This is a genomic window from Pantoea rodasii, assembly GCF_002095465.1.
Classification (GTDB): domain Bacteria; phylum Pseudomonadota; class Gammaproteobacteria; order Enterobacterales; family Enterobacteriaceae; genus Pantoea; species Pantoea rodasii.
This window is the reverse complement of the sequence record NZ_MLFP01000007.1, coordinates 74,668-86,405: the sequence shown is the minus strand read 5'-3', so window position 1 is coordinate 86,405 and position 11,738 is coordinate 74,668. Positions and strand designations below refer to the sequence as shown.

Here is an 11,738-nt window from a genome sequence, read left to right as displayed (position 1 = left end):
TTAACGCACCTTCAGTGTTGCCAGGCCAATCAGCACCAGCATCAGTGAAATAATCCAGAAGCGCACGATGACGCGCGGCTCCGGCCAGCCTTTCAATTCATAGTGGTGGTGAATCGGCGCCATACGGAAAATACGTTGACCGCGCAGCTTGAACGACCCCACCTGCAGAATCACCGACAGCGTTTCAACCACAAACACGCCGCCCATGATCACCAGCAAAAACTCCTGACGCAGCAGCACGGCGATGGTGCCTAACGCGCCACCCAGTGCCAGCGAACCCACATCGCCCATAAAGACCTGAGCTGGGTAGGTGTTGAACCACAGGAAGCCGAGGCCCGCACCGACAATCGCGGTACAAACGATCACTAACTCCCCGGCGTGGCGCAGATACGGAATATGCAGATACTCGGCAAACTTCACGTTACCGGTCGCCCAGGCCACCAGAGCAAAACCAGCTGCAACGAAGACGGTTGGCATGATCGCCAGGCCATCCAGACCATCGGTCAGGTTGACTGCATTGCCGGTGCCGACAATCACAAAGTAAGCCAGCAACACGTAGAACAATCCAAGCTGCGGCATGATGTCTTTGAAGAAGGGCACGACCAGTTGCGTCGCTGGTGTGCCTTTACCCGCGGCATATAACGCAAAAGCCACACCGAGAGATATCACCGACATCCAGAAATATTTCCAGCGGGCAATCAGGCCTTTAGTGTCTTTACGTACCACTTTGCGATAGTCATCGACAAAGCCGATGATGCCGAAACCAATCAGCACCGCCAGCACGCACCATACGTAAGGGTTCGACGGATATGCCCACATCAACACCGAAACGGTGATGGAGGTGAGGATCATAATGCCGCCCATAGTTGGCGTGCCGCGCTTACTGAAGTGCGACTCAGGGCCGTCGTTGCGCACGACCTGACCAATCTGCAATTTCTGCAGCCAGGCGATCAGGCGCGGGCCCATCCACAGTGAAAGGAACAGAGCGGTCAGCAGGCTGACAATGGCGCGAAACGTCAAATACGAGAAGACGTTAAAGCCCGAATAAAATGTGACCAAATGTTCGGCCAGCCAGACTAGCATGTTCCTTTCTCCTGTAAGCTCTCGACGACCTGCTCCATGGCGGCGCTTCGTGAGCCTTTAACCAAAATAGTGATGTCCTGATGTTGGGACAGCAATGTGCGTAAACGTTCCGTCAGATCGGCTTTTGTGGCGAAATGCTCGCCTTTGCCGCTGCTTTCACCAATCAATCGGCTCAACGTGCCGGTGCTCAGAACACAATCAATGCCAGCGGCTTTGGCGGCTTCCCCCACCTGCTGATGACACTGTTCGGCTTCATCGCCCAATTCCGCCATATCGCCCACCACCATCACCCGGAAGCCAGGCATATCGCCCAGCACCTGCGCGGCGGCCGTCATCGAACCGACATTGGCGTTGTAGCTATCGTCGAGCAGTAACTGATTGGCAGCAAGGCGAATCGGGAACAGACGACCAGGCACAGGCTGCAACGTTTTCAAACCGGACTGGATGGCACTCAACGGAGCATCAACCGACAGCGCCAGCGCGGCCGCCGCTAAGGCATTAGCAATGTTATGGCGACCCGGCAACGGCAGCTCTACCGCGATATCCCCACGCGGGGTATGCAGGGTAAACAGCGTGGCATCCGCACGCAGCACGATTTCGCTGGCACGGAACTCCGCATCGGCCATGGGCTGTGGCGAGAAGCGCCACAATGTCTTATCGACAAACTGTGATTGCCAGTTGGCGAGGTCGTTGCTGTCGGCGTTGACAATCGCGGTGCCGTGAACCGGCAATCCACCAAAAATTTCGCCTTTCGCTTTCGCCACACCGGCCAGTGAACCGAAGCCTTCCAGATGTGCCGCAGCGAGGTTATTAACCAGCGCGGTTTCTGGACGCACCAAATCAGTGGTGTAAGCAATTTCACCCTGATGATTGGCACCCAGCTCAATCACTGCGTAATCATGATCTTTGGTCAGACGCAGCAGCGTCATCGGCACGCCGAAGTCGTTATTCAGATTGCCTGCGGTATACAAGGTTTCACCGCACTGGCGCAGAATCGCCGCCGTCATCTCTTTGACTGAGGTTTTGCCGGAAGATCCGGTCAGCGCCACCACGCGCGCTTTCGCCTGCTGACGCACCCAGGCACCGAGCTGACCAAAAGCGATGCGGGTATCGGCGACCACCACTTGTGAAACATTCACAGGTAAGTGCTTACTGACTAACAGTGCTTTGGCACCGTTAGCGATGGCATCGTTAGCGAAGTCATGCGCATCAAAACGTTCACCCACCAGCGCCACAAACAGGCAGCCATCGGTGACTTTGCGCGTGTCACTGGTGACGTCAGCAATGCTGAAATCCGCACCGTGCAGTTGACCACCACTGATTTCAGCCAGGGTTTTGAGGGAAATTGGAATCATGCCACCACCCCCAGCAAACGGGCGACGGTGTCGCGATCGGAGTAATCAAGACGGCGGTTACCAATGATTTGATAATCTTCATGGCCTTTACCGGCCACCAGCACGATGTCATCAGCATGGGCTTGCATCACGGCGTTAGTCACCGCTTGAGCACGCCCCGCGACCACACGGGCGCGACCTGGGTCGAGTAACCCGGTCAAAATGTCATTCACAATCGCGGCAGGCTCTTCACTGCGTGGATTGTCATCAGTAATCACGACGATGTCAGAGAATTGTTCAGCAATCGCGCCCATCAGCGGACGTTTGCCTTTATCGCGGTCGCCGCCACAGCCAAACACACACCACAGCTTGCCTTTGCAGTGCAGGCGCGCAGCTTCCAGCGCTTTTTCCAGCGCATCAGGCGTATGAGCATAATCCACCACCACCGTGGGTTTTTCAGGTGCCGTGAAAACTTCCATGCGGCCACAAACCGGCTGCAACTGTGATGCGGTGGTGACCAACGCCTCCAGCGGATAATCGAGCGTCAACAAGGTGGCCAATGCCAATAGCAGGTTGCTGACGTTGAAGGCGCCCATCAGGCGGCTATCAAACTCGCCCTCACCCCAGCTGGAGTTGAACTGGATATGCGCGCCACCGTCATGATAATTAACCGCCGTGGCTTTTAACCAACGTCCACGACAGCCCGGCTGCAAATTGTTATCCAGCGTAACGGCTACGGCGTCAGGCAGTTTTTCCAGCCAGCGGCGTCCGACTTCGTCATCCGCATTAATAATGGCATCCGCCACCAGGTGCTCGGAGAACAGCAACCATTTCGCGGCTTCATAGCTCTGCATGTCGCCGTGATAATCGAGGTGATCGCGGCTCAGGTTAGTGAACACCGCCGCAGCAAACGGCAACGCCGCCACACGATGTTGCACCAGACCGTGTGAAGAGACCTCCATCGCGGCCACGGTTGCGCCCTGGACGACTAAATCATTCAGAACATGCTGCACATCCACCGCAGAACCGGTGGTGTTTTCGCTTGCCACCAGTTGGCCATACAAGCCATTGCCCACCGTGCCCATCACCGCGCCGGTTTCACCCAGTAAATTAGCCCACTGCGCCATTAACTGGGTGGTGGTGGTTTTACCGTTGGTGCCGGTAACCCCGATTAACTTCAGTTTTTCAGCAGGCTGCTGATAAAACGCCCGGCCAGTGCAGAGAGACGCTGCTGCAACTGCGCCAGATAGATAACCGGGACGCCGTGCATCTCGCGGATATCTCCATCGCTGGCTTCGCCTTCGGCTTCGGCAATCACTGCCGCCACGCCCTGCGCAATAGCCTGCGGAATAAAACGACGTCCATCAGCATGATGGCCCGCCACGGCGATAAACAGATCGCCAGCAGCCGCAGCGCGGCTGTCTAGTGTCATGTCACGGAGTGGACGCGCCGGCGCACCCGGCACCCACGGGGCCAGTAAATCGCGCAGGTTACGATCGGTCACTTGATTCCTCACTTCTGTTCTTCACCAACTCGTCTTTATCAATTGTCGGCAACGCATCAGGCTCGATGTTCATGGTACGTAATACTCCGCCCATGATGGCGCCAAACACCGGTGCAGAAACTGCACCACCATAATATTTACCGGCCTGGGGATCGTTGATCACCACCACCAGTGCAAAACGAGGGCGACTGGCAGGCGCAACGCCTGCGGTGTAAGCAATGTATTTATTAACGTAACGTCCATCCGGCCCGACTTTTTTAGCGGTACCGGTTTTGATGGCGATGCGATAGCCCTTGATAGCGGCTTTAACACCACCACCGCCTGGCAACGCAACGCTTTCCATCATGTGCATCACCGTTCTCACCAGGTCTTCCTGGAAAACGCGCTCACCCGCCACTGGCGGGTCAACTTTGGTGATCGACAGCGGGCGATTGATGCCGTAGCTGCCAATGGTTGCGTAGACTCGCGCTAACTGTAACGGTGTTACCATTAGCCCGTAGCCGAAAGAGAAGGTGGCCCTCTCTATGTCAGACCACCGTTGTTTTTGAGGGTATAAGCCACTACTTTCCCCGACCAGCCCCAAATTGGTCGGTTTACCCAGTCCAAAGCGCGCGTAAGTATCTACGAGTGCTGAGGAGGGCATCGCTAACGCCAAACGTGAAACCCCGACGTTACTCGACTTCTGTAAAACCCCGGTAAGGTCAATTCGTTGTAGCGCGCCACGTCTTTGATCTCATGACCATTGACGCGGTACGGCACGGTATTCAGTACGCTGTTCTCTTTCACCACACCGCGTTGCAAGGCCGTCATCACCACCATCGGCTTCACAGTAGAGCCTGGCTCGAAGATGTCGGTGATCGCGCGGTTACGCATCACGTCTTTTGGCGTGTTGCTGAGATTGTTCGGGTTGTAAGCTGGGCTGTTCGCCATCGCCAGCACTTCGCCGGTATTCACATCCACCAGCACGGCGGTACCCGACTCTGCTTTGTTGAAGGCTACGGCGTTGTTTAATTCGCGGTACACCAGCGCTTGCAGACGCTCATCGATGCTCAGCGTAAGGTTGTGCGCGGCGCGACTGTCGACGGAAGAGATGTCTTCGATGACGCGCCCGAAGCGGTCTTTACGCACCGTACGTTCACCCGGCGCACCGGTCAGCCATTTGTCGAAGCTCTTTTCGATGCCTTCAATGCCTTGACCATCAATATTGGTAAAGCCAATCAGGTGCGCAGTGACCTGACCGGCGGGATAGTAGCGACGTGACTCTTCACGCAGATAAATGCCCGGCAACTTGAGTTTTTAACGTACTCGCCAATGGCCGGATTCACCTGACGCGCCAGATAGATAAAGCGTCCTTTGGGATTAGCATTCACGCGAGCAGCGAGCTGATCCAGCGGGATCGATAACGCGTCCGAAAGCGCTTTCCAGCGACTGTCCAGTGACACGCCACCGTGCTCAGCCAACTCTTTAGGATCGGCCCAGATGGCATTCACCGGTACGCTCACCGCCAGCGGACGTCCCGCACGATCGCTGATCATGCCGCGCGCAGTGGGAACAGCCTGCACGCGCAGGGAACGCAAATCGCCCTCTTTCACCAGTTTGTCGGGGCTGATGACCTGCAGCCACGCCACGCGTGACAGTAAACCGCCCAAAGCCAGTAAAATACAGCCGCACAGCAACGCAAAACGCCAGCTTATAAAGCTGGCCTTATCTTCCTGTTTTTTAACTTCAGCGTTTTGCCTGCGCCGCTCATTGAGGTCTGCGATTCCTTATTTATTTCTGCACCACGATATTTTCCTGTGAAGGATCAACATGTTGCATTTGCAGCTTATCGGTTGCTATCCGCTCAACCCGGCTATGATCGCCGAGCGCATTCTCTTCCAGAATCAGGTTGCGCCACTCGATATCCAGCGCGTCACGTTCTAACACCAACTGCTCGCGCTGCGCCGTTAACAGACGCGTCTTGTGCGTGGTGGTAACAACCAGAACCGAGGACACCAGCACCGCTATCAGCAATAACACCGGGATCTTGCCAAATCGCAGCAAATCACCGCCGATGACGCCGGGCAGGCTGTGTCGCTCGTTTCCGATCATGAAGCGGTCCTTTCAGCGATACGCAGAACTGAACTTCGCGCACGCGGGTTTTCGTTCACTTCGTTTTCACCTGGAATCAGCTTGCCGAGAGTTTTCAGTTCACGGCCACCCAGGGCTTTCAGCTGGCTCTCTGTCATCGGAATACCCGCTGGAACCTGCGGACCGCGGCTTTGGTCACGCATGAAGCGTTTCACCAGGCGGTCTTCCAACGAATGGAAGCTGATCACCGACAATCGACCGCCAGGCGCCAGCACCGACAGTGCCCCTTTCAGGGCGATATCGATCTCTTCCAGTTCGCTGTTAATCCAGATGCGAATCGCCTGGAAGGTGCGCGTAGCCGGATGCTTGAACTTATCTTTCACCGGCATCGCGGCGGCAATGACTGTCGCTAACTCTTTGGTGCGCGTCATTGGCTGTTCACGGTTGCGCTCTACGATGGCGCGCGCAATACGTTTGCCAAAACGTTCTTCACCGAAGGTTTTAATCACAAACGCGATATCGGCTTCTTCTGCACTCATCAACCATTCAGCAGCGGATTGTCCGCGTGTTGGGTCCATGCGCATATCCAGCGGCCCATCACGCATGAACGAAAAACCGCGCTCTGCGTCATCTAACTGCGGTGATGACACGCCAAGATCCAACAATACGCCGTCGATCTTGCCGGTGAGTCCACGCTCTTCGACATATTCTGCCAGCGCCGAAAACGGCCCGTGCACAATCGAAAAACGTGAGTCATTGATCTCTGCGGCTGCCGCTATGGCTTGCGGATCGCGGTCGATGGCCAGTAATTGTCCGTTCGCACCAAGTTGCGAAAGGATCAGGCGTGAGTGCCCACCGCGACCAAATGTGCCGTCAATGTAGATGCCATCTTCCCTGATATTGAGGCCGTTAACCGCCTCATCCAGTAGCACTGTGGTGTGTTTAAAATTATCCTGCATAGCTATAGTGACAAGTCCTGCAACCGCTCAGATAAAGGCTCCTGAGCTGACTGTTCTGCGTCAATATCATCCTTAACTTGTTGATACCAGGTCTGTTCATCCCACAGTTCAAACTTGTTGAACTGTCCAACCAGCATCACTTCTTTGGTTAGGCTCGCATGTTGGCGTAGCGTATTCGCCAGCAACAAACGACCTGCGTTATCCATCTGGCATTCACTGGCATGCCCTAGCAGCAGTCGCTGCACGCGACGCTCATTCGGATTCATGCTAGATAAGCGCGCCAGTTTTTTCTCAATGATTTCCCATTCGGGCAGGGTATAAAGCAACAGGCAGGGCTGATGGAGGTCAATGGTACACACCATTTGCCCCTGAGATTCTGCGACCAGCAATTCGCGATAGCGTGTTGGTACCGCCAATCGGCCTTTGCCGTCGAGATTGACTAACGTTGCTCCACGGAACATGCCAGCCTCACCCCTCAATCACCCGTTTTCACCACTTTATCCCACTTTTTACCACGAAACGAGTGTACGGAGCCGATGAAATCCTTGTCAAGCCGCAACGACAAGTGAATATCACTCTTTACACGGAATAAATTTATTTAGTGGAGGGGAATAATGGGTAATGAATGGCAAAATTAAAAAATTAACCTGATGAATAGTGGAATAAAAAATTTTCACAATTGAAAAAATGGCGAAAAATAAAGCGCTTTTACCCCGAAACATAATTATCCCGGGATATGCGACAGCGGCTGCATTTTAGGGGATTTCTGAAAGGAAGCCCAGCACCATCGCGCCAGCTCTGCTACGCGTCTCTGCTGAAGATGTAAACAAATAAGAAAATTGAGCGCGGGTAATTCGTTAGCGGAAATGGCGATAATTTACGCTTTTTTACCCCAGTCCGATGGCGGAAGTATATCTGAAGGATTAATAAGCGCGGGCAGCGAACTGCCCACGGTTTCATTTCGCGCGTCGGCTTAATTGACCACGACGGAATAAATTGCGGCGAATACGCGTTAATCCCGGCTTCGGTTTACGCGGTTCATCTAGCGAGGCCAAAACTAATTCCAGCACGCGTTCGGCCACATCGCGGTGGCGTTGTCCCACGGCCAGCACCGGACACTCCAAAAAGTCCAGTAATTCGTGGTCGCCAAACGTCGCGATAGCAAGGTCAGTTGGCAAACGTCCATCGCGCTTCAGGGTAATATCCATCACGCCCTGCAACAGACCGAAAGAGGTGGTAAACAGCGCTTCCGGCATGGCATGATCTTCGAGGTATTTCTCGAATAACGTGGCGGCAGCAGCACGATCGAAACTATTACAGTAAAGGTAATCGATGGGGCGCTCATCATCCTTCCACGCATCACGGAAACCCATTTCGCGCAGGAAACTCACGGAAAGCTCGGGGAGCGCACCAAGGAACAGCACGTTTTTCACCGGTAGCTGACGCAATTCAGCCCCCAGTGCATGCGCGTCATCCTGATCGGCGCCTACCACGCTGGTGAAGTGTTCACGATCCAGCGCGCGGTCGAGCGCGATAATCGGCAGCGGATCGTTGATCCAGCGTTGATAGAACGGGTGCTCCGGCGGCAACGACGTGGAGACGATGATGGCATCCACCTGGCGCTGCAGCAGATGCTCAATACAACGCATCTCATTGTCGGGCTGATCTTCCGAGCAGGCGATCAGCAGCTGATAGCCGCGCTGACGTGCCTGACGCTCCAGATAGTTTGCGATGCGCGTATAACTGGTGTTTTCCAGATCGGGGATCACCAGTCCGATCGATCGCGTCCGCCCGGCACGCAGGCCCGCCGCAACCGCATTCGGGTGATAATTATGCTCACGCACCACCGCCATGACTTTTTCGACGGTTTTGTCGCTGACACGATACTGCCGCGCTTTGCCATTAATGACATAGCTGGCCGTGGTGCGCGACACGCCCGCCAGGCGCGCAATTTCATCCAGTTTCACGATGACACCTTAATTCTGATAAGCCACGGCTGGCGAAAATGTCCGCAGAGTAGCTAAGGGTAAAACATTTGTAACATCTAACCGCAGAACCCTACGCTGAGCAACCGCTTTTATCGGGCAGCTCTCACAAGCGCATTAAATAAAAAAAACCCGGCATTACGCCGGGTTAGCTTGATTATGCGATGGTCACGTTACGGTATTAACGCATCACACGATCGCCGCGTGAGACGCCAACGATACCTGAACGCGCCACTTCAATTATCTCTGCGACATCACGCACGGTGTTGAGGAAGGCGTCGAGCTTGTCGCTGGTGCCTGCTAGCTGAACCGTGTACAGCGTCGGCGTAACGTCAATAATCTGACCGCGGAAGATCTCAGCGCTGCGCTTCACTTCCTCACGGCCATAACCGCTCGCCTGAATCTTCACCAGCATGATTTCGCGTTCAACGTAAGCACCCTGCCCCAACTCGCTGACACGTAACACGTCCACCAGCTTGTGCAGTTGCTTCTCAATCTGCTCCAGCACTTTCGCGTCACCGACCGTTTGAATGGTCATGCGCGACAGCGTTGGGTCATCGGTAGGCGCAACCGTCAGGCTCTCAATGTTGTAGCCGCGTTGAGAGAACAGGCCCACCACGCGTGACAATGCGCCGGATTCGTTTTCCAGCAGAACCGATAATACACGACGCATAATTAAGTCCTCTCCGTTTTGCTCAGCCACATCTCATCCATCGAACCGCCGCGAATCTGCATCGGGTAAACGTGCTCGCTGCCGTCGATATTCACATCAACAAACACCAGACGCCCTTTCGCCAGCGTATCCAGCGCCAGTTGCAGCTTCTCTTCCAGCTCAGCCGGGTGTGAGATGGAAATGCCCACATGGCCATAGGCTTCGGCTAAACGCACGAAGTTCGGCAGAGATTGCATGTAGGATTGCGAATGGCGGCCAGAATAAATCATATCCTGCCACTGCTTCACCATGCCGAGGAAACCGTTGTTGAGGTTCAACACCAGCACCGGCAAATCGTACTGCAGCGCAGTCGACAGCTCCTGAATGTTCATCTGGATGCTGCCGTCACCGGTCACGCAAATCACGGTCTCGTCTGGCAGCGCCATTTTCACGCCCAGCGCGGCCGGTAAGCCAAAGCCCATGGTGCCGAGGCCACCAGAGTTAATCCAACGGCGCGGTTTGTCGAACTGGTAGTAGAGCGCGGCGAACATCTGATGCTGACCGACGTCAGAGGTGACGTAAGCCTCGCCTTTGGTCAGGCGGCAAATGGTTTCGATAACGGCCTGCGGTTTGATTTTGTCGCTGGTGCGATCGAATTCAAGGCACTTACGGCTGCGCCAGCCATCAATGGTTTGCCACCAGTCACGCAGACTATCCAGCTCTTGTTTGGCATCGCTTTGCGCCAGCAATTCCAGCATCTGCGACAGCGTCTGCTTCGCATCACCCACAATCGGGATATCCGCGCTGACGGTCTTGGAAATCGAGGTCGGATCGACGTCGATATGCATGATGGTGGCGTTCGGGCAGTATTTTGCCAGATTGTTGGTGGTACGATCATCGAAGCGCACGCCAATACCGAAGATCAAATCGGCATTGTGCATCGTCATATTGGCTTCATAAGTCCCGTGCATCCCCAGCATGCCGACGCTTTGGCGATGCGTGCCAGGGAATACGCCAAGGCCCATCAGCGACATGGTGACCGGAATATTCAGCTGTTCGGCTAACTGCAGCAGTTCCGCTTCACAACCTGACATGATCGCACCGCCACCGGCGTAAATCACCGGCTTATGCGCGGCCAGTAGGGTTTGCAAGGCACGTTTGATTTGCCCTTTATGACCCTGAATCGTCGGGTTATAAGAGCGCATGCTGACCGTTTCTGGATAGACGTACGGCAGCTTATTCGCCGGGTTAAGAATATCTTTGGGCAGATCGATCACCACCGGGCCGGGACGGCCACTCGCTGCCAGCCAGAAGGCTTTTTTCAGCACGGTAGGGATCTCTTCCGCGTTCTTCACCAGGAAACTGTGCTTCACCACCGGACGGGAAATCCCGACCATGTCGCACTCCTGGAACGCATCGTAGCCGATCAGTGAAGACGGAACCTGACCCGACAGAATCACCATCGGGATTGAATCCATATACGCCGTCGCAATACCGGTAATGGCATTGGTTGCGCCTGGACCTGAGGTGACTAACACCACGCCGACTTCGCCGGTCGCGCGTGCCAGACCATCCGCCATATGCACTGCGCCTTGCTCGTGACGCACTAATACGTGGTCAATACCACCGACCGTTTGCAGCGCATCGTAAATATCGAGCACTGCTCCGCCCGGATAGCCGAATACCTGCTTTACGCCCTGATCGATTAACGAACGGACGACCATTTCGGCTCCTGACAACATCTCCATTTTCTGCCTCCAGGCTTGAGGAACAGAATCCGGCAACGCGAAGTTCCCTGCGCTGCTGACCTTCTGTCCCGTATTCGCCAATTAAGATCAAAACCTTATGTTTATGCTCAGAGGGCAGAATTCATTTCTGCCTTCCAGGTACAGGGAATCTACTTGAGTTGATTCTTTTAAGAGTAGGTCGATTACCATAACCGCAGAAAACCCGCCCTGCAAACAGCAGGACGCTGCGGCACGCTTAATCCGGCACTGAAGGCTCTGATACGTGATAATTGCTCGCGAGGATTAAACTAATGCCCGACCACAACCACAGATGAAAATGCTGGTTTAAGGATTATTTGCAGCGTGTTCTAAGAAATATGATTTTCATATAGCCTGACCGTTCAGCCCACAATCTTTCCTGCGA

8 protein-coding genes and 2 pseudogenes are annotated in these 11,738 nt (G+C 54.7%); all 10 read right to left on the bottom strand.

Features of this window, described 5'->3' with window-relative positions:
• A complete protein-coding gene (gene mraY / locus HA45_RS11610) occupies positions 1 to 1,083 on the bottom strand; it encodes a phospho-N-acetylmuramoyl-pentapeptide-transferase (protein ID WP_100704580.1) in 1,083 nt (360 codons plus the stop codon).
• Complete coding sequence (gene murF, locus HA45_RS11605; RefSeq protein WP_100704579.1) at positions 1,077 to 2,438, bottom strand: UDP-N-acetylmuramoyl-tripeptide--D-alanyl-D-alanine ligase; 1,362 nt, start codon at positions 2,436 to 2,438, stop codon at positions 1,077 to 1,079. Before murF ends, mraY begins: the two co-directional genes overlap by 7 nt.
• A pseudogene (murE, locus tag HA45_RS11600) lies at positions 2,435 to 3,921 on the bottom strand (UDP-N-acetylmuramoyl-L-alanyl-D-glutamate--2,6-diaminopimelate ligase). Before murE ends, murF begins: the two are co-directional and overlap by 4 nt.
• Positions 3,908 to 5,671 (bottom strand): annotated as a pseudogene (locus tag HA45_RS11595) (peptidoglycan glycosyltransferase FtsI). Before HA45_RS11595 ends, murE begins: the two co-directional pseudogenes overlap by 14 nt.
• 20 nt (positions 5,672 to 5,691) lie before the next feature.
• Positions 5,692 to 6,012 carry a cell division protein FtsL gene (gene ftsL, locus HA45_RS11590; RefSeq protein WP_100704576.1) on the bottom strand — a complete coding sequence of 107 codons (321 nt, stop codon included), beginning with the start codon at positions 6,010 to 6,012 and terminating at the stop codon, positions 5,692 to 5,694.
• Complete coding sequence (rsmH, locus tag HA45_RS11585) at positions 6,009 to 6,950, bottom strand: 16S rRNA (cytosine(1402)-N(4))-methyltransferase RsmH (protein ID WP_100704575.1); 942 nt, start codon at positions 6,948 to 6,950, stop codon at positions 6,009 to 6,011. Before rsmH ends, ftsL begins: the two co-directional genes overlap by 4 nt.
• Before the next feature lie 2 nt (positions 6,951 to 6,952).
• Positions 6,953 to 7,411 (bottom strand): division/cell wall cluster transcriptional repressor MraZ, encoded by a 459-nt coding sequence (gene mraZ / locus HA45_RS11580; RefSeq protein WP_038649082.1) that lies wholly within the window; start codon positions 7,409 to 7,411, stop codon positions 6,953 to 6,955.
• A 495-nt stretch (positions 7,412 to 7,906) separates the two neighbouring features.
• Positions 7,907 to 8,917 (bottom strand): catabolite repressor/activator, encoded by a 1,011-nt coding sequence (gene cra, locus HA45_RS11575; RefSeq protein WP_100704574.1) that lies wholly within the window; start codon positions 8,915 to 8,917, stop codon positions 7,907 to 7,909.
• Between the two features lie 199 nt (positions 8,918 to 9,116).
• Entirely contained in the window at positions 9,117 to 9,608 is a 492-nt protein-coding gene (gene ilvN, locus HA45_RS11570) for an acetolactate synthase small subunit (protein ID WP_100704573.1), read from the bottom strand.
• A gap of 2 nt (positions 9,609 to 9,610) precedes the next feature.
• The gene (ilvI, locus tag HA45_RS11565) at positions 9,611 to 11,335 is read right to left on the bottom strand and encodes an acetolactate synthase 3 large subunit (protein WP_100704572.1); all 1,725 of its coding nucleotides are present in this window, start codon (positions 11,333 to 11,335) and stop codon (positions 9,611 to 9,613) included.
• Positions 11,336 to 11,738: the final 403 nt, after the last annotated feature.

Bases quoted from the DNA above. Each gene is read 5' to 3' on its own strand.
- mraY (WP_100704580.1), bottom strand. From the start codon at position 1,083: ATGCTAGTCTGGCTGGCCGAACATTTGGTCACATTTTATTCGGGCTTT.
- murF (WP_100704579.1), bottom strand. From the start codon at position 2,438: ATGATTCCAATTTCCCTCAAAACCCTGGCTGAAATCAGTGGTGGTCAA.
- ftsL (WP_100704576.1), bottom strand. From the start codon at position 6,012: ATGATCGGAAACGAGCGACACAGCCTGCCCGGCGTCATCGGCGGTGAT.
- rsmH (WP_100704575.1), bottom strand. From the start codon at position 6,950: ATGCAGGATAATTTTAAACACACCACAGTGCTACTGGATGAGGCGGTT.
- mraZ (WP_038649082.1), bottom strand. From the start codon at position 7,411: ATGTTCCGTGGAGCAACGTTAGTCAATCTCGACGGCAAAGGCCGATTG.
- ilvN (WP_100704573.1), bottom strand. From the start codon at position 9,608: ATGCGTCGTGTATTATCGGTTCTGCTGGAAAACGAATCCGGCGCATTG.
- ilvI (WP_100704572.1), bottom strand. From the start codon at position 11,335: ATGGAGATGTTGTCAGGAGCCGAAATGGTCGTCCGTTCGTTAATCGAT.